Annotated in this window: 20 protein-coding genes; 11 read left to right on the forward strand and 9 right to left on the reverse strand. The window is 58.6% G+C overall.

Features of this window, described 5'->3' with window-relative positions; translation table 11 throughout:
- Both VN887_09130 and VN887_09135 read right to left on the reverse strand, forming a co-directional pair.
- The coding region (locus VN887_09130) for a hypothetical protein (protein ID HXT40173.1) at window positions 1-266 on the reverse strand (266 nt) is incomplete at its 3' end.
- Window positions 267-287: 21 nt separating this feature from the next.
- Entirely contained in the window at window positions 288-1,622 is a 1,335-nt protein-coding gene (locus tag VN887_09135) for a PQQ-binding-like beta-propeller repeat protein (GenBank protein HXT40174.1), read from the reverse strand.
- Window positions 1,623-1,801: 179 nt separating this feature from the next.
- Between VN887_09135 and VN887_09140 the strand changes: the two genes are divergently transcribed.
- Window positions 1,802-2,572 carry a ThuA domain-containing protein gene (locus VN887_09140; protein ID HXT40175.1) on the forward strand — a complete coding sequence of 257 codons (771 nt, stop codon included), beginning with the start codon at window positions 1,802-1,804 and terminating at the stop codon, window positions 2,570-2,572.
- Window positions 2,573-2,594: 22 nt separating this feature from the next.
- Here VN887_09140 and VN887_09145 read toward each other — a convergent pair whose 3' ends face one another.
- From VN887_09145 to VN887_09155, 3 genes are all read right to left on the reverse strand, one after another.
- Window positions 2,595-3,608: a serine/threonine-protein kinase gene (locus VN887_09145; GenBank protein ID HXT40176.1), complete on the reverse strand. Its 1,014-nt coding sequence runs from the start codon at window positions 3,606-3,608 to the stop codon at window positions 2,595-2,597.
- Between the two features lie 157 nt (window positions 3,609-3,765).
- Entirely contained in the window at window positions 3,766-6,690 is a 2,925-nt protein-coding gene (locus VN887_09150; protein HXT40177.1) for a PVC-type heme-binding CxxCH protein, read from the reverse strand.
- 296 nt (window positions 6,691-6,986) lie between these two features.
- The gene (locus VN887_09155) at window positions 6,987-7,814 is read right to left on the reverse strand and encodes a type II secretion system protein (protein HXT40178.1); all 828 of its coding nucleotides are present in this window, start codon (window positions 7,812-7,814) and stop codon (window positions 6,987-6,989) included.
- A 265-nt stretch (window positions 7,815-8,079) separates the two neighbouring features.
- Here VN887_09155 and VN887_09160 point away from each other — a divergent pair, with 265 nt between their 5' ends.
- Window positions 8,080-8,949, forward strand: a complete 870-nt coding sequence (locus VN887_09160; protein HXT40179.1) for a type II secretion system protein — start codon at window positions 8,080-8,082, stop codon at window positions 8,947-8,949.
- 90 nt (window positions 8,950-9,039) lie between these two features.
- Here VN887_09160 and VN887_09165 read toward each other — a convergent pair whose 3' ends face one another.
- The gene (locus VN887_09165) at window positions 9,040-9,423 is read right to left on the reverse strand and encodes an Hsp20/alpha crystallin family protein (GenBank protein ID HXT40180.1); all 384 of its coding nucleotides are present in this window, start codon (window positions 9,421-9,423) and stop codon (window positions 9,040-9,042) included.
- A gap of 48 nt (window positions 9,424-9,471) precedes the next feature.
- Window positions 9,472-9,939: an Hsp20/alpha crystallin family protein gene (locus VN887_09170; GenBank protein HXT40181.1), complete on the reverse strand. Its 468-nt coding sequence runs from the start codon at window positions 9,937-9,939 to the stop codon at window positions 9,472-9,474.
- Window positions 9,940-10,266: 327 nt separating this feature from the next.
- On the opposite strand from VN887_09170, the gene VN887_09175 reads away from it, so the two are divergent.
- Together VN887_09175 and VN887_09180 are read left to right on the forward strand one after the other, a co-directional pair.
- A complete protein-coding gene (locus VN887_09175; GenBank protein ID HXT40182.1) occupies window positions 10,267-10,584 on the forward strand; it encodes a hypothetical protein in 318 nt (105 codons plus the stop codon).
- A 202-nt stretch (window positions 10,585-10,786) separates the two neighbouring features.
- Window positions 10,787-12,007, forward strand: a complete 1,221-nt coding sequence (locus tag VN887_09180) for an iron-containing alcohol dehydrogenase (GenBank protein ID HXT40183.1) — start codon at window positions 10,787-10,789, stop codon at window positions 12,005-12,007.
- A 15-nt stretch (window positions 12,008-12,022) separates the two neighbouring features.
- On the opposite strand, the gene VN887_09185 is transcribed toward VN887_09180, so the two are convergent.
- On the reverse strand, window positions 12,023-13,153 hold the full coding sequence (locus tag VN887_09185; protein HXT40184.1) for a cysteine desulfurase family protein: 1,131 nt from the start codon (window positions 13,151-13,153) through the stop codon (window positions 12,023-12,025).
- 87 nt (window positions 13,154-13,240) lie between these two features.
- On the opposite strand from VN887_09185, the gene VN887_09190 reads away from it, so the two are divergent.
- The 7 genes from VN887_09190 to VN887_09220 all read left to right on the forward strand — a co-directional run bounded on the left by VN887_09190 (window position 13,241) and on the right by VN887_09220 (window position 19,993).
- Complete coding sequence (locus tag VN887_09190; protein ID HXT40185.1) at window positions 13,241-13,714, forward strand: glycine cleavage system protein H; 474 nt, start codon at window positions 13,241-13,243, stop codon at window positions 13,712-13,714.
- Window positions 13,711-14,892 (forward strand): GTP-binding protein, encoded by a 1,182-nt coding sequence (locus VN887_09195; protein HXT40186.1) that lies wholly within the window; start codon window positions 13,711-13,713, stop codon window positions 14,890-14,892. The genes VN887_09190 and VN887_09195 overlap by 4 nt, the downstream gene beginning before the upstream one ends.
- A 79-nt stretch (window positions 14,893-14,971) precedes the next feature.
- Window positions 14,972-15,376 (forward strand): hypothetical protein, encoded by a 405-nt coding sequence (locus VN887_09200; protein ID HXT40187.1) that lies wholly within the window; start codon window positions 14,972-14,974, stop codon window positions 15,374-15,376.
- Window positions 15,373-16,221, forward strand: a complete 849-nt coding sequence (locus VN887_09205; protein HXT40188.1) for a ferredoxin family protein — start codon at window positions 15,373-15,375, stop codon at window positions 16,219-16,221. Before VN887_09200 ends, VN887_09205 begins: the two co-directional genes overlap by 4 nt.
- A gap of 13 nt (window positions 16,222-16,234) precedes the next feature.
- Window positions 16,235-16,906 carry a DUF4145 domain-containing protein gene (locus VN887_09210; GenBank protein ID HXT40189.1) on the forward strand — a complete coding sequence of 224 codons (672 nt, stop codon included), beginning with the start codon at window positions 16,235-16,237 and terminating at the stop codon, window positions 16,904-16,906.
- Between the two features lie 2 nt (window positions 16,907-16,908).
- A complete protein-coding gene (locus VN887_09215; protein HXT40190.1) occupies window positions 16,909-18,198 on the forward strand; it encodes a radical SAM/SPASM domain-containing protein in 1,290 nt (429 codons plus the stop codon).
- Window positions 18,199-18,232: 34 nt separating this feature from the next.
- Entirely contained in the window at window positions 18,233-19,993 is a 1,761-nt protein-coding gene (locus tag VN887_09220; GenBank protein HXT40191.1) for a polyprenyl synthetase family protein, read from the forward strand.
- 96 nt (window positions 19,994-20,089) lie between these two features.
- Here VN887_09220 and VN887_09225 read toward each other — a convergent pair.
- The coding region (locus tag VN887_09225; protein HXT40192.1) for a CRTAC1 family protein at window positions 20,090-21,157 on the reverse strand (1,068 nt) is incomplete at its 5' end.

Consider the following 21,157-nt stretch of genomic DNA (forward strand, 5'->3'; position numbering starts at 1 on the left):
GTGCCCCCACTCGCAGGGAGACGACGGCTCTTCTCTTCGTAAAGCTGGTGAAAACTGGCAAGCATAGAACGCTCGTCTGCCGTGAAACTCGAATCAAACCGTGATTCGCCGGGATGATAGAGATCGTTGAACCACATGCAAAGTAACTCAGCCGTAATGTCAACATGAGGCACATCCCTCTCATAGGCTAACTGCTGCTCCTCCGAAGCAAGTAGCTGCAACAGCTCGATGACGCGTCCTCTTCTGTCTGGAGGTTGCTGATGCACGTGATGTCGTTTAGCAACTGGCTACTTGCTCCCCACGCAATACAGTTTCGAGCCGGTGCGAATGAACAGGCAGCCGTTGGCGATGGCAATGCTCGAACGCAGATCGTTGTCGTTCTCGTCGCCCATTGCGGTTTTGTGCAGCAGTTTGAATTGTTCGCCCGCTTCCACCACAAAGACGTCGCCACGAAAGTTCATGAAATAAATCCTGCCATTGGCCGCAGTGGGCGACGTCTCGATTTTCGCCTGGCTTCCGGTTTCACCGGTCCATTCGACCTTGCCCGTTTCCGGCACGACGCGGGAAAGCGTTTTTCGGTCACTGTTGAGGACGTAAAACCGGCCTTCGTAAAACAACGGTGTGCTTACGTCCGTGGAGATTTCGCGATCCGAACTTTTCCAGGCCAGGCCCGAGTCGTCGAGGTTGCCTTTGGCTCCGGCTTTGACGGCGAAAATGGGCGCGCCCTTCGGTCCGCAGGCAAGCGCCACTCCGCCACCGGCGACCGGCGAAGGCACCAGCCGCCAGTGCGTGATTTTGTTCGGATTCCACGTGCCCCAGCGCCAGAGTTCCTTGCCGTTGTCCGGATCATGGCCGGTGATGCAATCGCCGCCGGTGATGAGCAGTTCCGTCCGATTGTTGAACGTGTAAGGAATCGGTGTGGAGTAGGATTCCTTTGATTCCTCGCGTGCGTCGTTCGGACGAACGACCTTCCAGAGTTCCTTGCCGGTTTGCGGATCGAGCGCCAGCAGGAACGAATCAATCGGGCCGTCCGTGCGCCCGCGGCCATGCACGGGCACGTTGCGCTGGAGGACCTGCACATAAAGGCGACCGGCGTAAAACGTCGGGCTGCTCCCGTAAGTCCATTGGTAGGCGAACTGGCCGTAATCCTTCTGGATGTTCCGGGACCAGACCTCCTTGCCGTTGAAGTCGAACGCCGTGAGTTGCCCGTTGCCGTAATAGAACCAGACCCGCTTGCCGTCGGTGACCGGCGACGGCGAAGAGAAGTTGCTCTTGTCATCGAAACCAAGGCCGGTGCCGGTCTCGTGTTTCCAAAGCATCCTGCCGGTGGCGCGATCAAGGCAGATGGCCTGAAGCGTGCCGGCCTTCTGATCCACGGAACTGACAAAGACATGGTCGCTCCAGACGATCGGCGTGGCAGCGGAAGGCCCGGGAAGATCGGCCGCCCATTTCACGTTTTCGGTCTTCGAGAAAGTGGTCGAGAGGCCCTTCTCGGTGGTCGAGCCGTTGAAAAGGGGTCCGCGCCATTGGGGCCAGTTTTCCGCTCGCAACGGAAGGGAGGCGGACGCGATCAGACCGCCAAGGAATAAAAACCAAGCCAGTGTTCTTTTGCCGTTGTTCATAATGTTCTGCCGGGTCCGGCGCAGGTTCGAGTCGCTGATCCGGGTGATTCTGTGCACGCGTGATAACAAACGAACGCGCGGAAAACAAGGCCCATTCGGGAGCCTTCGGGTGATCGGTCGGTGTCGATGAATCCGTGCTCGACAGCCGGAGATTTCAGTTTTATGAACCGTGCGACGCAATGAAAAAGCCATTCCCCATCGGTGCGTTGGCCCTGATTGCGTGGCTGTTCGCGGCTGTGTCGGCAAACGCGGCGGACCCGACGAACAAACCCACGGTCGTGCTGATTTCCGGCGAGTTTGAATACAAGTCCTATGAGACGTTGCCGGCCTTCAAGCGTTATTTGGAAACGAACTATGGTTTTAACTGCATTTATCTCGAGCGGACGCAGGGTGAGGACATTCCCGGCCTGAACGCGCTCGACCAGGCGGATCTGGTCGTGCTTTTTGCCCGCCGCATGACGCTGCCGGAAAATCAACTTGGCAAAATCAAACAGTATGTCGAATCCGGCAAACCGTTGATCGGCCTGCGCACCGCCAGCCACGCGTTTGAGAACTGGAAGGAGTGGGACCACGACGTGCTGGGCGGGAATTACCACATGCATCACGCGAACGAACTCGTCGCGACGATTCGAGTTGCAGCCGGGGCGGCGGATCACCCGATTCTCAAGGGTGTGGAAAAAGAATTCGTCGCGGGAGGTTCGTTGTATCGCAACGCGCCGTTGCCGGCGTCATCCACCGTGTTGCTGACAGGGAGTGTGACGAACTTCCCGGCCGAACCGGTGGCGTGGACGCACCGCTACAAGGGCGCCCGAATCTTTTACACGTCGCTGGGACATCCGAAGGATTTTGAAAGCTCGTCGTTCCGTCGGTTGTTGATCAACGCGATTTTTTGGACGTTGAACCGTCCAGTGCCGGATACCGGGAAAGCGGCTGACGAGAAGTCGCAATGAAAAATGCTCTCCGGCGGGAAATCTACCGCCGCCACCAGCTCCGGCCGACCGTGCCGGTTTCCTTTTTGGCGCGCAGTTGACTGATCAACAACTGGCTGCGGGCGGCTTCCATGGCCATGCGAAAATCATCATAGGAGCGGTACCGCTCAGCCGGACTTTTGGCCATCGCAATGACGAGCGCGTCACTGGTCGGTTGGGTCACGTCGGACACGACCTGGTCTGGCGGCGTCAACGGCGTGTGGATGTGCGCGGCAACGACTTCCTCGACGGTCGGGGCTTCAAAGGGCACGTGGCCGGTCAACGCATGATACAACGTGCCGGCGAGGCTGTACATGTCCGATAGAAAATCCTCCCGTTCGCGCTTCACTTTTTCCGGGGCGATGTAGTAAGGCGTGCCCCACACTGCGGTGTCGTATTCCGTGTCCGCGTCGCTGGCCCGCGCGAGGCCGAAATCCACAAGCTTGGGTTCGCCCTCGGCGTTAAAGAGAATATTGCCCGGTTTGATGTCGCGATGCAGCAGGTTGTGTTTGAGCGCGGTGTCGAGCGCGGAAGCGACCTTGATTCCAACGTCGAGCACCTGGAGCTCGTGCAGTCGGACCTGTTCCTCGATCCGGTGGTCAAGACTGCCGCGATCGGCCAGTTCCATCACCAGGTAGAGCTGGCCGTCCAGTTCGTCGAACGTGTAAATGTGAATGATGTTCGTGTGGTTCAAGGCGGCGCAGGCGCGGGCCTCGCGATAAAAGCTTTCCAGGGACTTCGTGTCTTCCGCCAGTTCTTTGCGCATGAGTTTCACCGCCACCTCCCGTTCGAGCATCAGGTCAAACGCGCGATAGACCGTCCCCATGCCGCCGGAGGCGATGGCGTCGCGCAGCTCGAACTGCCGCATCCGCATGGGCATCATGACGGGATGCCCGCATTTGGTGCATGGAGTCGTGGTCAAGGGCGGCAGGTCGCCGGAAATAAACACCTTTGCGCCACAGCCGCCGCACGAAACCATGCGCAGCGGTTTGCGAACTTCATTTGATGCAGGCGTCACAATTCAACTCTAGCATTTAACGTTCCCACTACAAGTTTGGATATTGCTGAATGCCGCCAGGTTCAAATCATCCGGCGCGTTTGCGAAGGCCGGGAGCAGCCCACCTCGCCGCAAAGACCGCCGTTTCAAAGTCCATTGCGGCGAACTTCCCTGTCCTTCAATTGGAAGTGAGGAATTTCAACAACTCCAGTTGCTCGCGATCCCCCAGTGATTCCAGAAGTCCTTCGGGCATCAGAGACTTGTCGCTGGTCGTGCGCCGTGCGATGTCGGCCCTGGGTATCGTCATCTGGTCGGCAGTGGTGCGGATGGCGAGCGTGGCGGGCGTTTCGTTGACGACAAGGCCCGAAACGACGTCGCCGCTGCGGGTCTCCACGGTGGTCATCTGAAAATCGGAGCCGATGACAGCGTTTGGGTCGATGATGTTTTCGAGAAAATAGCGGACGCCATTCCGACCCGCGCCGGTGAGTTCCGGTCCGAGCCGGACGCCCTCGTTGCCGACGCGATGGCATTGTGCGCAAAGCTTCTGGAAATGTCCCCGCCCGGCTTCAGCATCATAGGCCCAAAGCGGCGCTTCGTCGAAAACCTTCTCCAGTCGAGCGATCTGCTGTTGTTTTTCAGCGGGACTCTGGTTGATCCTGCCCCACGTCGCTGCGACCCGTCTGTCCACTTCAGAGTTCTTCAATTGTGTAAGCTGGCGGACGTGGAATGCGGTCAGTTGATCGCGTTTGAGCCCGCCCGCCGCGACGGCATCCAGCAGCGCCAGCGCGAAACTCGTGCGGCTGGTCAGCGTATTCAGCGCGGCTGCGCGTTCGGTCGCTGAAAAACCCTGGAACCGGCTGATCAACGCTCCTGGTATTTCGGCCGCGTCGAAGCGTGCCATCAAATGGATGATCTGTCCACGGAAGGTTGCGTCGTCGAGCAGGCGCACGAAAATCGGCAGCGAGGCGCGGTCGAGGGCGCGGCTGAGAACTGCGAAGGCATGCTTGCGTGCTTCGGCCTCGGCGCCTTCATTTGCGAGCACGTCCCGAAGGCGCGGGAACATCGACTCGTCGCCGAAGACCGCCGCGATGCGTTCCGCCTGTCTGTGGATGCGCAGATCCTTGCTTGCGTAGAGTTGTTGCGCGATGTGCTTCCACGCGGCCGGCATGGCAACGCGGGCCCGCGTCTCCAACGCAAGCCAGAGGCCGGCGAGGCGGCGGGGCAACGTCTCGCCGTCCGAATTGTCGAGCTTCATCACGGCACGATTCAACGCACCACCTCCCATTGTAGCTGCATACCAGTAAATCCAGTCGGCGAGTTGCGGGATGGGCGTCCTTGCAGCGATGGCAAACGCGCGGTCCAGGTCCTTTGGCATCCGCTGGGCGAGGCCGTGCCAGAGAAGCGGGGGAAGATTGCGATCGGCCCGGTCTTCGCCGTGCCGCGCCAGCGCCTCGGCGATCTCCCAGGCGGTTTTTTCCGTGACTCGCTGAATCGCGGAAGCCAGGTGGAGGCGAACGACCGGCGACGGATCCTCCTTTGCCATGCGGACCAGCTCGCGTTCCACGATCGGATTCATTTCCTGATCGGTCCAGAGCCGGACGGTCCAGGCACGCACGAATTCGTCCGGGTCTGCCCGCGTCGTCTTCGAAAGCTCAACGGAAAACTCGCCCACCGCGTTCGCGGCCCAGAGACTGCGCAGCCGGCGTGCAGGTGATGGATCGGATTTCGTCATCTCCACCAGGCGCTTCCTCGTCTTGCGATCCACCGGCGGGCCGTGCCGGTTTTCGAGCGAATCGTAGTAGCGCTCGTTTAACAGCCGTTGTGCCGTCCGCGCAAACCATTCGTTTTTGTGCGAGAGCAGCTCGATGAGTTCCAGGTTGCTCTTCGCCGCGAGGTCCACTTTTTTCGGCTGATAAGTCGCGTCATATTGGATGCGGTAGATGCGCCCATTGCTGCGATCCCAGCGCTCCGTGTCCGGATTGTGACAATGCTGCTGGTCATACCAGTCAATCACATAAACGGCGCCGTCGGGACCGTATTGCAGGTCCACGGCGACGTATTTCGGGTCACTGCAAAAAAACTGGTCCTGGCCGGCATGGACGGTATCGAACCCGGACCCCAGCCGTTTGTTGACCTGATGATTGATCTGATGTCCGTGGAGATTGTGAGTGAACAGGTGGCCGCGATATTCGTCGGGCCAGTTATCACCGAGGTAGATCATCGTCCCGACATGCGCGTGGCCGCCGTAGATGGCGTCACTGCCGGGCTTGCCCGCGCCACCGGCCCCGTGGTCGTATCGCGCGGAAGCCAGCAGGTAATTGCGATAGTCGGGGAAATCCCCGGGCGGATTCGCGATTATGAACGGTGGGTAATTCGCGTTCGCCTGGTTCCAGAAACAGCCGCCTTGAATGACGTGCGTCGTGCAGCCGCGCCCCCAGTAACTGCGGCAATGCGTCATGAAGAGCTGGCCGTGTTCATCGTAGTCCAGGCCCCACTGGTTGCTGCCCCCGTTGGCGAACACTTCAAACTTGTGCCGGCGTGGATGATATCGCCACACGCCCGCGCGCAATTCGACGCGCTCCGCGTCGGGCGCGCCAGGCCTGCCAATGTGCGCGGTGTTGAATACGCCCTGATTCCCGTAGAGCCAGCCGTCGGGTCCCCACAAGAAACTGTTCAAGCACTCGTGCGTGTCTTGAAAACCAAAGCCGTCGAGCAATACCTGCGGCGGGCCGTCGGGCACATCGTCGTGATTGCGGTCCGGAATGAACAACAACTCCGGCGCCGCGCCCACCCATACCCCGCCGTAGCCGACCTCCAATCCAGAGACGAGGTTTAATCCTTCGGCGAAAGTTTTCCGGGTTTCGAATCTCCCATCGCCGTCCCGGTCTTCAAAGATTACAATCTTGTCGAGACCCTGGCCGGATGGCCGCTTCGTTGGGTAACTGAAAGCTTCGGCCACCCAGATGCGGCCGCGCTCGTCGAATGCGAAGGCGACGGGCTGTCGCAAATCAGGTTCGGCGGCGATCAACTCCGCACGGAATCCTTCCGGCAAATACATTTGAGCAAGCGTCTGTTCGGCGGGTGTGCGGGGCGCTGAGGGCATCGGGTTCGGCTTCAAATGTTGGAGGACAGGACTGGTCTGGAGCCGATTGACATCCGGCAGTGGTTGCTCGGTGACGCCCGAAGTTGTCATCAAGAGCGAGACCAGTATTGCAAGGGAGCTCGCCTTGACAGAGCGCAGCTGGAAATTGAGGGGTTGCACAGAATCGCAATACTGACATCGTGGGAAGTTGTCAAAGACTCGCTTCAGAACTCCTTTTGGCGGGCCAAATCGAACGGCCCGCGAAAGACAAGATGTGCAGCCCGGCGCCAAGTGATCAAGATTCAACCCGATCCGTGTTATCGATTCCCGGCCCGCTGGAGAGGGTCCCAATACTGGGAGTTGATCAGCGATTTGACATTAAGGCCGTAGGGATCCAGCGGCGGATTGATCTGCGCGTCTTTGCGAACTTCGGAGTGCCCGTCATTGAAGACAACCACGGAAGCACCCAAATGCCGTTTAGGTTCAATACCCTCGTAAGCCTTGAAGGTACTGAGTTTCGTATCCATGCAGCCATTCGGCCACCAGAGGCTGCTGCTCCAGACGGGCGGGTTGCCGTACGGCTGTTTGTCACCAACTACCAGGTTCTGGGCGGGGTTGACGATCGAACTTCGCTTGAACCAGGGCTTGGTTTGAAAATTGAATCCAGCGACCGTCAAGTTGTCGCCGGTATAAGGGTGGATACCGAGGAAATAACCGTTGAAGCCATATCCGACCAGGTGGCAATCGAACTTCCATTCCCATTTATAGCCGTTGTCCAGACGTTTGCCCTTAATGCTGGGGTCATGGAACAAGTTGCTTTGATTCCGGGAGTATCCGATGATTGAGGTGCCCCACCAATTGGTCAACGAGGCGACCGGATCGGCTGCATTCGGTCCGGTCAATCCCAGATTGCGGTGCGCGGGAAAGACGTCGTTGTTCTCGTCCGTGTAAAACTGCATGAACAGGCTGATCTGGCGAAGGTTGTTCATGCAGGCGATGCGCTCGCCCTTGGCCTTGGCGCGTGCCAGCGCTGGCAACAGCAACCCGGCCAGGATGGCGATTATGGCGATCACCACCAGCAGTTCGATCAGCGTGAATGCTTGATGGGCAGCCGTGAAACGCCGAACCGGATTCCTCGTCTTCATAACACATTCGGTTTACCGGGGTGACGACCTGTTTATAGGACGGTTGCTTCGATCCAAACAAGCCCTTTCTGTTTCGTTTTGAAAACGCCCGTCGATCCGGTCAAACCAAGGCCAGGGCGGCTGAAAAAAAGCGATCGAATCCCAACCCGGCTCCGAAGGTGTCAATCCGGCCAATTGACAAGGACTGCTTGAACGCCGATTTTGTCTGCACAGCGTGACTTCGCTGTGGGACGGACGCAACCCGGGAATCGGAAAAAAGCAAAACGTGAAACAGGCATTCACAGTCGTCGAGTTGCTTGTGGTGATCGCCGTTATCGCCATTCTTGCAGGTCTGCTATTACCTGCGGTCGCGAAGGCAAAGACCAAGGGCCAGGGCATCCAATGCATGAATAATCACCGGCAGTTGATGCTCGCCTGGCGAATGTATAACGACGACAACAACGACCAGCTCCTCTACGCCAGCCCCGGTGTTTTTTCCGGTGATACCAACTCGGACCCTTACACCTGGGTGCTTGGTTGGATGGATTTTGATCCTGACAATCCTTCCAACTGGGACGTGAACCAGGACATCGCGAAAAGTCCGCTCTGGCCCTATTGCGGCAGGTCCGCCGGGATTTGGAAATGTCCGGCGGACAAATCCACAGTTACGCCGTCACGAGGACCCTATCAAGGCCGGGCGACTCCGCGGGTGCGCAGCATGTCCATGAACCTCTGGGTCGGAGGGTTCGGAGGATATGACGACGGTATATCCGGCGGCGACGGCCGAACGCAGGGCGGCAATTTGTGGAGAGTTTATCTCAAGGCAAATGAGATGATCGATCCCGGCCCGGCGCGCACCTTTGTTCTGCTGGACATGCGCGAGGACAGCATTGACATCGGGAACTTCGCCGTGGACATGACCGGCTGGCCCGACCAACGCGCGGAGACGGGTTTCTACGATCTGCCGGCCAGTTACCACAATCACGCCGGCGGCCTTTCGTTCGCTGACGGCCACTCGGAGATCAGGCGGTGGGTGGACGACCGCACGACGCCGCCGCTCGTCAAGGGCGGCCTGATCCCGGACATTCTCTCTTCGCCCGATAACAAAGACGTCATCTGGTTGCAGGAGCGTTGCACGCGAAAAGTCGTGCGATGATACGCGCCGTCTAATTCGACCCGAGCGAAACATGGAGTCCCGCAAGTGTCGTCACGCCCTGCGGGATTCACGGACCGCCAGGCCAGGGACTTAACCTGAAACAGTTATCTTGCGTGGTTTGACCTTCTCAGCCTTGGGCAGGTTCACGGTCAGCACGCCCTGCTCGATTTCAGCGGTGATTTTCCCCGTGTCGATCGCCGGATCCAGTTCAAACACACGTTTGAAACTGAGCGGACTGGATTCGCGATACACCACTTCCGCACCTTCCACATTCAACTGACGTTTCCCCACGATTGTCAGTTCGTTCCCTTCGAGCGTCAACTCGAGGCCGTCCTTGCTGACGCCCGCCATTTCCGCCTCCAGAAGGTAACCTTCATTTGTTTCAAGAATGTTTACATGCGGGGAAATGCAGGCCCGTTGCTCCGGGACCCCGCCGTTCGCCGCGCGGTTCTCAGACTTTGTCAATGTGCTCATGATTTGCCTGTGTATTCGGCGGACGCTGCGCCCGCTGCGGTTGCGTGATCAGCTGACCTTTACCTGGATTTGTTTTGGTTTGACCTCTTCGGACTTCGGCAGGGCCACCGTCAGAACGCCGTCCTTGTAGGTGGCGCTGGCTTTTTCCGATTGCACAGACTTCGGGAGCGCCAGCGTCCGGTGGAAGCGTCCAAAGTACCTTTCGGAACGATACGCCTCCGAATCCTCCGATTTTTCTTCATGCTTGCGTTCACCGGAGATCACCAGCGTGCCGTCCTGGAAGGATATGTCGATGTCCTCCCGTTTCATGCCGGGCAGTTCGGCCTTCACGATAAAATTCTCCTTGTCTTCGTAGAGATCGAGCGCGGGCGTCCAACCGTTGAAGAACTCCGTGCCGCGTTTGAGATTTCCGAACGTCGAGTCAAACAATCGATTGATCTCGTCGCGAACACTGGTCAGCTCGCCCACGGGCGACCAATTCCAAAGATCCGGCGTTTGATACCGAATCAATTTCATATTCTTTGTCCTTTCTGTCGTTTTACGTTGCTGAAAATGTTTCAGCTTCGTCCATGCCAGCGGATGTGCAGTCCAGACTTCATTCGTTACCCGCGAATTTTCAGAGGGTTGGATGAGGACCCGCAAAGCGCCATCTTCAACGGGTGTGAAATGGTGTCACACTGGAGTGTGACCCTTGTCTCAGGGCACGGACACCATGGCGCTGGATGGACCGGACGCGCAGCAACTGCAGAATTCAGGTTGTTCCGCTTTGCGCGCATCCGCACTTTTCTAAAAATGCTCTGGCGTTTCATCGAAGGATGAATAAGTTCGGCCACGCTTTGGAACATGGAAACAGTTCCACACATTTCTGCGCTTCAGCTGGGCAGGCCATACGAGAGTCTCGATGGATTTGAAGCCGGAGACCATCGCACGGGCGCGATCACTGCTGCCGTCAGCGCGGTCAATGCGGGCATCATCCGCAAGGCCGGCGAAGCGGTCCGTGACGGCCCGTTGCCGCCCGGCCATTGTTTTGTCCGGTTCCTTTGCGCACCCGCTGGCAAATCGCAAATTTCTTTTTCCGTGCGCCAGAGTTGTCCGGGTGCCCCGCGAGGCGATGCTGAAACAAATCGGCCCATCGCTCGTCGTAACTGCGATAACGAATGACGTGTCACTAACAGGGCGGCTTTTGGAGTCGCCCCGGGTCGAGCGTTTGAACCTTGGTCCGATCAACACGACGAGGGTTGCGTGGACCAGCCGCATGAAGGGAACATGTTCGAGTTTCCCTACAGACGGCGTTCGATTGGCCACGCCGTGCCGCGTTGATTTTTGAACACGCCTGTGGACTGCGCCGTCTGAATCAGAGCCGATGACATCCAAAAACACGCCCACATACCCCGTTTCCATTCCCTCGTTCGATTACCGGCCCCGGACGCGCATCGTGTTTGGCCTGGACTGCGTGGATCGCGTCGGAGAACTGGCCCGTGAACTCGGCGCCAAAATCGTTCTGGTCGTCACTGACCCCGGCATCGTGACTGCAGGCCACGCGGACCGGGTCGAGCACGTCCTTCAAGCCTCCGGCCTCGGCGTCGTCGTGTTCGCGGATGCGCGGGAGAATCCGACAACGCGCGATGTGGATAAATGTCTGAAAACCGCGAAGTCCGCCGGCATTGACCTGATTGTGGGTTTGGGCGGGGGCAGCAGCATGGACACGGCGAAAGGCTGCAATTTTCTCCTGACGAACGGCGGGCGCGTCCAGGATTTTTGGGGAGTCGGCAGGGCGGCCAAGCCGATGCTGCCGCTGATCGCGATTCCGACGACCGCCGGAACCGGCAGTGAATGCCAGTCCGCCGCGCTCATTGCCGACGAGCAAACGCACCAGAAAATGGCGTGCCTCGATACCAAGGCCGCCGCCAGTATCGCCATTCTGGATCCCGCGCTCACGGTTTCGCAACCGTTGCTGGTCACCGCCCACACTGGCGTTGACGCGATCGCTCACGCGGTCGAAACCGCGGTCACAAAAAAGCGCAACAGTCTTTCCCTGATGTTCTCGCACGAATCGTTCAAACTGACCGTTCCAAGTCTGCCGCGAGTCCTGAGTGATCCAAAGAACATCGAAGCGCGCGGGCGAATGCTGTTGGGCGCGGCGATCGCCGGAACGGCAATCGAGAACAGCATGCTGGGCGCGGCGCACGCCGCAGCGAACCCGCTCACGGCGCATTACGACATCGTGCATGGCGAGGCGGTGGGGATTCTCTTGCCGCACGTCGTGCGGTTCAACGCGAAGGACGCGGCGGCCAAGCGCGCCTATGCGGAACTGGCATCGGCGCCGGAGATCGCGTGTGTCAGCGAAGGTCTGGATTCGGCGGTCGAAGCGTTGATCGCGCGGCTGGAATCGCTGTTGAACGCCGCGCAAATCGCGAGGTCCCTGGCCGACCTCGGTGTAAAACGGTCGAAAGTCAAAGTTCTGGCGGAAGAAGCGGCGCAGCAATGGACGGCGGGCTTCAATCCGCGTCCGCTCACGACAAAAGATTTCACCGCCCTTTACGAAGCGGCGTTTGAAACCCGCGGCAACGGCGATGCAAAGTAGGGGCGGGAACAACGCCTACTTTTGCATTCCGCGATGGACCGTCTGCAACCCTCCCAACAACGCAGACCACTCGTCGCCGGTTGTCTCCCATCCGCTGCTGAAACGCAAAACGCGCCCGGCCTGGTGCGGCGAATAACCCATCGCAGCGATGACATGCGAGGGTTCCTCTTTGCCGCTCGAACAGGCCGATCCCGTGGACACCGCGAAACCCAGCTTGTCCAGCTTGACCACCCATCGTTGCTGGCAATCGGCTTCCGGCATCAACGCGGAGACGGTGTTCCACAAACGCGGTTGTGCCAGGCCCACCACCTCGGCGCCCGCGAGTGCTTTCGTCATTTGCACGACGAACGCGTCACGTAATCTGGTTCTTGTTTCGTGTTCGCGTTTGGTGAGCGACGCTTCGCGGACTTCAAGTGCCGCAAGCATGGATAGAATGCCGGGCACGTTTTCGGTTCCGGCGCGGCGCCCTTCTTCCTGCGGCCCGCCCAGCAACAACGGTTGAACCCTCCCTTTGGCCGGGCACTTCAGGAAACCGACGCCCTTCGGCCCGCCGAACTTGTGCGCCGCGCCGCTCACGAAATCGCATTCGCCAAATCCGCTGGCCGGCAGCTTGCCGACCCATTGCGCCGCGTCGCAGAAGAACGGCACTTCGTATTGGCGGCAGATGGCGAGCGACTCACGCCACGGTTGCAGGACGCCCGTCTCGTTGTTCGCCGCCATGACGGCGACCAGGCCAGGCCGTGCGTGTGCCATCTCTTCGGTCAGCCAGTTCAAGTCGGTCACGCCTTCGCGCGTGACGGGGACAAGCCGATGCCGCTTTGGGAAGTAATGCTTCGTTGAAGCCATGACACAGGGATGTTCGATGGCCGAAATCCATACCTCGGCATTCGAGGGAAGGGTCCGCGCGAAATGGTGGAGAACCGTGTTGTTGGATTCCGTGGCGCCGGAGGTCCAGGTGATGTCCAGCGCGTCGCAGCCAAAAAACTCGGCGAGGCGCTGCCGGGCGGCGCTGATCGCTGCGTCCGCGCGGCTGCCGATGCGATGCGGGCTCGAGGGGTTGCCCACGAACTGGCCCGTCGCTTCCAGCCATGTTTGCCGCGCTTCAGGCAGCATGGGGGTCGTGGCGTTGTGGTCGAAGTAGATCATTTCAAATCTGTTTCAGTTGCCGAAATAGACCACGAAACATCTTTCTTTTCGAGTCTTGTTTGGTGTGCTTTGTTGAAAGGGCACTGAATGAGCATCCCAGCGCCAAAAACCCTGCATTACAAACGCTCGCGCTTCACGACACAGTTGCCGCTGGATTATCTTTATAGCCCGTCACATTGCTGGATTGCGCGGCAGGAAGGGGAGTTGTGGCGCGTTGGTTTCACCAAGTTCGCGACCCGAATGCTCGGGGACATGGTGGATCACGGGTTTGAAACGGGGTTGGACGCGCCGGTTCAACCGGGCCAGGTGGTTGGCTGGATCGAGGGATTCAAGGCCATCTCCGACCTTTATTGCATTGCCACCGGGAACTTCGCTGGTGCGAATTCTCACCTGAAGGATAGGATCAACGTTGTGAACAGGGATCCCTATGGTGAAGGCTGGCTTTACATGGTAAAAGGAGAGCCGGACAGCAGATGCGTGGACGTCCATGCTTATGGTGCGATTCTTGACAAGACCATCGATAAAATATTGGAGAAGCAAAAAACGGAGGAAATCAAATGAGCCGTGCCAGAGGCCAGAAGCCTGAAGACGGATTCCCTGAGCCGGGCGATGACAAATCGGCCATCAAGAGGGCGCGCTATATCATGATTGGCGGCTTCCTCGGCGCGGGCAAGACCACGGCAGTTGCGCGCCTCGCGCAGCGGTTGACCGAACAGGGTCTGCGCGTCGGCCTCATCACCAATGATCAGGGCAGTGAACTCGTGGACACGGCGATGCTGCGATCACGCGGATTTGCGACCGAGGAAATTCCCGGCGGCTGCTTCTGCTGCCGGTTCAACTCACTTGTGGATGCCGCCAAAAAACTGACGACTGCAACGCGGCCCGACGTTTTCATCGCCGAGCCGGTTGGCAGTTGCACTGACCTGGTGGCGACGGTCACGTATCCCCTGCGCCGGATTTATGACGACGCGTTTTCCATCGCGCCGCTCAGCGTCCTCGTGGATCCGGTCCGCGCGCGGCGCATCTTCGGATTGGAGAGCGGCGGCAAGTTCTCCGGGAAAGTGCTCTACATCTATCGCAAGCAACTCGAAGAGGCGGACATCATCGTCATCAACAAATGTGATCTGCTTGACGACGCCAGCCGTCAGAGGCTGCAGGGCAAACTCGCCAACGAATTTCCCCGCGCCGAAATCCTTGAGGTGTCCGCCCGGCGGGGCGACGGGCTCGATGCATGGTTCGATCGTGTTGCCGCTTCTGAGCAGGTGGCGCGCGCCACGATGGAAGTGGACTACGAACTTTACGCGGAAGGTGAGGCGCTGCTGGGCTGGTTGAATTGCACGGTGTGGCTTTCGGCGCAGACCGAATTCGATGCCAACACGATTATGAAAGCGCTGGCGGAAGAGATTCAACGCCGGCTGAAGGAACAACGCAGCGAAGTCGCGCATCTTAAGATGACACTGAGCCCGGATGAAGGTCTGGGCGGCATCGCCGTTATCAACCTCGTGCGAAACGACTTTGTTCCAGAGCTGTCTCAATCGCTCGAAGAGCCGATCCCGGGCGGCCAGCTCATTGTCAATCTCCGCGCCGAAGCCGCGCCGGAGGTGTTGCGCGAAGCCGTGCAGGGCTCGGTCGCGTCTGTCACGCAAAAATATTCCGGTCTGACAGCGAAACTGGAGCACCTGGAACATTTTCGCCCTGGCAAACCGCAACCGACGCATCGGATGGCCGCGCCGGCTTGATGCGCTTGTGGGGGCGTTTTGCGGTCGAAAAGCTCACGTTGCGCCGCGACAAAACGATGTTAGACTGGGCCGACAAATCATGACACCGCCTCGCGTCCTGTACTGCAATTGCACCTATGCCCAGGTTGTGCCCAAAGAGGTGAAGGACGCGGTGCTGAAGAAGCTCTGCGACTCCGGCGTGGCCTTCGATGCCGTGGCTGACCTGTGCGAAATGTCGGCGCGACGGGATCCGTCGCTCAAACGGCTGGCTGAAGGTGGTGCCGTGAAAATCGCCGCCTGTTACCCGCGCGCGGTGAAATGGCTTTTTCACGCGGCCAAGGCAGATTTGCGCCACGACTCTACCGAAGTATTGAACATGCGCGTGCAGGGATCGGATGAAGTTTGCTCGGCGTTGTTCAACGAGGAGTTAAAACCGAATCTGCCCGCTGGCAAGATGACTCAACCGAACGTCGCCGAATTACCCACGACTGAAGCCGTAGTATGAGCCTGAAAGATCAAACCACTCTCCGTGTCGTTCTCTACGAGGGCAACGGCGCGCAGCCACTGGAAGCGAATGACCGCTTTGCCACAATGACGACGCTGCTCGAAAAAGGTTTTGCGGTCACGCACGTCACGAGTGGGGGACGCGTCGCGCCAGCCGACCACGCTTCGTTGCTTGTGCTGGGCCGATTCAATCAAGGCCGCGCGCCGCAGGCCGAAGACACGGACGGTCAGGTCAATCTCCGCTTTCAGGACATCTCCGGCTTCGAAGCGAATCGCGTAGGCGAGACGGTCGAAGCGGTTCGCGCCGAGACGAACGCGGCGAAGCACGGCGATTGGAAGCCGTGGTTCCCGGTCATTGACTACGACCGCTGCACGAACTGCATGCAGTGCCTGAGCTTTTGCCTCTTCGGCGTCTATGGCGTGGACGAGGAGCAGAAGATTCAGGTCCAGAACAACGACAATTGCAAAACCAACTGCCCGGCCTGCTCGCGCGTCTGTCCCGAGGCCGCCATCATGTTTCCGAAATACAAGGCAGGCCCCATCAACGGCGACCTGGTGAGCGATGCCGACCTGCAACGCGAGAAGATGAAGATCGACATCAGCGCTCTGCTCGGCGGTGATGTCTATTCAATGCTGCGCGAGCGAAGCGAAAAAGCGAAGTCACGCTTCTCGAAAGAGCGCGACGCCGATAAGGCTTTGTCCGAACGCCAGAAATGTCTGGTCAAACTCGCCAGCGCGGGAGACATCCCGCCGGAGGTGTTGATGAGTCTGCCGTCGCCGGAGGAAATCGCGCGCCGCGCCGAGGAAGCGAAGGCCAAGGCGCAAGCGGCGCTGGCAAGCAAATGAGGGTGAAGCAGACATGAAATGTCCCCATTGTCTCACCGATTTTCACGACGCTCCCTCTGTTGAATTGCTTGGGACGGATTCGGACGGTGAATGGGCCATTGTTAAGCGTACGTGCTCTGCGTGTAAGCGACTGATTCTTCATCTTGTGGAGGGGCCATTTAGCGAATACCGCGGTTATTATGAGGGAGTTGCGGGCGCACTAGATCAACTCCGAGTCGAATACCTTGTAAGACCCAAAGCAGCTAATCGCCCGCCGGCACCGCCCGAAGTGCCTTCCAAGTTCGCTGATGACTACAAAGAGTCTTGCCTCGTACTTGCCGATAGCCCGAAAGCTAGCGCGGCATTAAGCCGCCGATGCCTCCAGCGTTTACTTCGCGAAGTAGCGAAAGTGAAACCGGGCAATCTCGCCAATGAGATTCAAGAAGTCATCGATAGCGGAAAACTTCCTTCTTACATCGTCGAATCAATTGACGCCGTCAGAAATATAGGAAATTTCGCCGCCCATCCCATGAAAAGCCAAGCGAGCGGCGAAGTGTTGCCTGTTGAACAGGGAGAAGCAGACTGGAACCTAGACGTTTTGGAATCCCTATTCGATTTTTACTTCGTTCAACCAGCGATCTTGAAGAAGAAACGAGACGCGCTAAATCAGAAACTCCAAACGGCTGGTAAGCCGGCAATGAAGTAATCATGCTTCCTTCACTTGTCTTCCGAACATTGCGCTCTGCTGACTTCCGCTGCATCCGGAAGTTCGCCTGGAACTTCGGCGTGAAGGGGATGTTGTCGGTCGAGAAGTTCAAGCGGCGCATCAAACGCGGCGAGTATTTCCCGCCGTTTCTCTACGTCTCGATTATCAACTCGTGCAACCTGCGCTGCCAGGGTTGCTGGGTGGACGTCGAAGAAAAGGACGCGATCGATCTCGACACACTGAATCGCACGATCACCGACGCCAAACGGCACGGGAACGTTTTCTTCGGAATTCTCGGCGGCGAGCCGTTCATGCACCCGGAATTGCTCGACCTGCTCGCGACGCATCCGGACTGTTACTTCCAGCTTTTCACCAATGGCCAGTTCATCACGGAGAAAGTTGCGAATCGCCTGCGCGAACTGGGCAACGCCACGCCGCTGGTCAGCATAGAAGGCCGCGAAATTGTCAGCGACGAGCGGCGCGGCAAAAGGGACGTGTTCAACAAAACCATGCGTGGGTTGGAACAATGTCTGCGCGCCCGGCTTCTTACTGGAGTGGCCACGAGCGTCTGCCAGACGAACATTGACGAATTGCTGACCGAATCGTGGCTTCAGGAATTGATCAATCGCGGCGTGCATTACGTCTGGTATCACACGTATCGCCCGGTCGGCCCGAAGATGAACGCGCAACTCGCCTTGCGCCCGGATCAACTCGTGCGAACGCGGAAATTTGTTGTCGAAATGCGCGCGAAGATGCCCATCGCCATCATTGATGCCTATTACGATCATGACGGCCGGTCGCTTTGTCCGATGTCCACGGGGGTGAGTCATCACATCAGTCCCCGTGGAGATATCGAGCCGTGCCCGATCATCCAGTTTGCGACCGAGAACATCCGGGATTCGCGCGGCATTTACGCCACGATGCGCGATTCGGCTTTCCTCAAAGATTTCCGGGAACTTTCGGCCCATCACACCCGTGGTTGTGTTGTCTTGGAGCGACCCGATTTGATAAAGAATCTGGTCGCGAAACATGGCGCGCGCGACACGACGGTGCGCGGCACGGCGATGGCCGAGTTGGAGGCGATGGCGCCGAGGTTCAGCCAGTGGCTGCCGGGCGAGGAAGTGCCGGAGAGGCATTGGATGTATCGGCTGGCAAAGAAATACTGGTTCAACGATTTCGGCGCATACCGGAACGTGGCGCACGATGCTGCGGCAAAGGCGGGCGAATTGAAATCAAGACTCGACCCGGCCGCAAAGAAGGATGATACTTTTGCCGCAGCTGGAGTGTCGTAAGAAGAGCCGGATTGCTAGAACGAAAACTCAGACCATGCAGCCAATCAATTTGAAACCCACCGGCAGTTTGAGTTCCGTGGCCATCCCGCGCCACGCGGTTCAGCAACGCTTTCGGCCGCCGAAGAATAACTTGCCGCAAACCGCACCGGAGCGGAACCGCATCCTGCAATTCATCCGGCATTACGTGGCGGAATACAATCCGGTCCCTCCCCTGCCGGTGGAACAGCTCAAGGAACACGCGGATCGCGTCGTGCAATTGCTGCAATGCGATCCGGTTTATCGCGATTACATCGGCGTGCTCATCAACAACGAAATGTGGCGCGAGACGCTGGCGTCCGTTCCCTACGAACGCCGCCTGCTGCTCCTGCCAAAATGCCTGCGGGTGGAAAGCAAGTGCCCCGCGCCGTTCGATGAATTTGGCCTGCTCTGCAAGCAGTGCGGCCTGTGCACGATCCAGGATTTACAAAGCGAAGCCGAAAAACTCGGCTACGCAGTGCTGGTTGCCGAAGGTTCGGCCATTGTCATGTCACTCATTCAGACGGGCAAGATCGAAGCCCTGGTGGGCGTGAGCTGCCTGAGCGTGCTGGAGCGGGCGTTTCCCTACATGGAGGCGGCCGCCATTCCGGGCGTGGCGATTCCTTTGCTGCAGGACGACTGCATTGACACCACCGTGGACGTCGATTGGATCTGGGACTACATCCATCTCACCAGCGATGATCAGACGCGCCGGCTCGATCTCACTTCGCTGCGTAACGAAGTGGATTCCTGGTTCGCCAGTGAATCATTGGAGAAGATCATGGGGCCCGCCGAAGGCGCCACGGAACAAATCGGGCGCGAATGGCTGGCGCGCGCCGGAAAACGGTGGCGGCCGTTTCTGACTGCGGCTGCGTACCAGGCGCTGCGCGAAACGCCCGGCGCGCCATTGCCGGAAGACGTTCGCAAAATAGCGGTCGCGGTGGAGTGCTTTCACAAAGCGTCACTTATCCACGACGACATCGAGGACAACGATACGCGACGTTACGGCGAGAAGACGCTGCATGAGGAGCATGGTGTTGCGGTTGCATTGAACGTTGGCGATTTGCTTGTCGGTGAAGGTTACCGGCTCATCGGAGCGTCGCAGATTTCCGCTGCGCAAAAAACCGAAATGCTGCTTGCCGCATCCCAGGGTCAGCGGGAGCTTTGCCGTGGCCAGGGGGCGGAACTTTGCTGGGCACGGGCACCGCAGCCGCTCACGCAAACGCAGGTGCTCGACATTTTCCGCAAGAAAACCGCGCCGGCATTTGAAGTCGCGCTGCGGCTGGGTGCGATATACGCGGGCGTCGCGCAGCACGAAGAGATAGGTGACACATTGGAGAATTACAGCGAGGCCCTCGGTATCGCCTACCAGATTCGTGACGACTTGAGTGATCTCGGCAGCGAGGGTGAGACGAATGACATCGCGGGCCTGCGACCGAGCCTGCTGTTGGCAATCGCGCACGAGAAGGCGAAGGACGCGCAGAAGGAATTGCTGGCTTCAGTTTGGAGACGTTCGCTGCCGCGCGGGACGGACTTCGGGCAGATCGAGGCGCTTTATGCCGAATTGAAGGCTGATGAGCGGGCGCGGCAATTGTATGAGACTTACAAGGAAGAGGCGATCCGGTCGTTACGCGACGTGGAAAATCCGAACTTGAAAGGGCTCCTGCGCCGCGTCATTGGCAAGATATTCAACGACACGGAAATCAAGGGTTGGTGCAAGGAGTTTGAAGCGAAGAACGCGGCTCTGCGCGTTGATCGGCCGGTGGCGGTTCCGGCGTGAGCCTCCGCATTCAGTTGCTCCAGGTGGCGCGACTGGCGCTCCACCCGCCCGGCGATTCCACCCACCTTTTCCGCGATTCATCGGGCGGCGTTTCAGTCAAGATGGGTGCGTGTGATGATGGTGTTGCACTTTTGTGGGGTCGGCAAACTTGAACGTTTTCAAAGGAACGAATTGCAAGGCCGTGCTGTCCTCTTTGATCTGGTAACATTGATCCATTTCAACGTTTTTGAAGACCTGTGTCCTGCCGGTGACCGGCCAGAGGATTTCGATGCTCCGGACTGATTTGGCATCCCCCAGACCAATTTCCTGTCGCAATGGGTTGCCGCCAAAGCTGCCACCGGTGCTGACAGTGCGATAGATGTCGCGACTGCCCGAGGCGTTCTCCGCGGTGATTTTGATCCGCGCGCCAATCGCGGCTCGATTGGATTTGACCCCTTCCAGCTTCAGCTTGATCCAATGATTTCCGTGGCCGGGATTCTCGAATAAAACGTCGAAGGCGACGTCACCGGAAAACGCCCCGCCCATTTTCTCGTGGATATCCTGGTCTCCATCGTTATCAATATCGGCAAACGACACGCCGTGCCCCTTCTGCAGGTGGCCAAATCCCCCGGACGTGGTGACGTCTTGAAAGGACTTGCCGCCATTATTGCGGAACATCCGGTTCGGTATCACCGTGCTCAGGTCGGGGTCGCCGGTGCCCACATAGAAATCAAGCCAGCCGTCGTTGTCGAGATCGCCGAAGTTGGAGCCCATCGCGTGGAGCACTTTGTGAAGACCGGCTTCCTTCGAAACGTCGGTGAAAGTTCCGTCATGGTTATTATGGTACAATCGCGGATATTCCGCGCCGTTCGGAAGACCGAGATAGTCGGCGGCCACGTCACCGACATTGTTAATATGATAACCCGCGACAAACAGATCGAGCCAACCGTCGTTGTCAAAGTCCCAGAACCAGCATGGGAAGCTGTAGACAGGTTCAGTAACACCCGCCCGGACGCTGACATCCGTGAATTTCCACGAGCTCTTCGATCCGAGCTTGGCGTCTTTTGGGCCGTCATTCCGGTAAAGGACGTTGGGTTGATCGCGGCGGGACAGGTAGAGGTCGGGTAAACCATCGTTATTATAGTCGCCGGCGGCCACGCCCTTCACGAAACCAACGTTTGCCAC

This window comes from Candidatus Angelobacter sp. (assembly GCA_035607015.1).
Taxonomy (GTDB): domain Bacteria; phylum Verrucomicrobiota; class Verrucomicrobiia; order Limisphaerales; family AV2; genus AV2.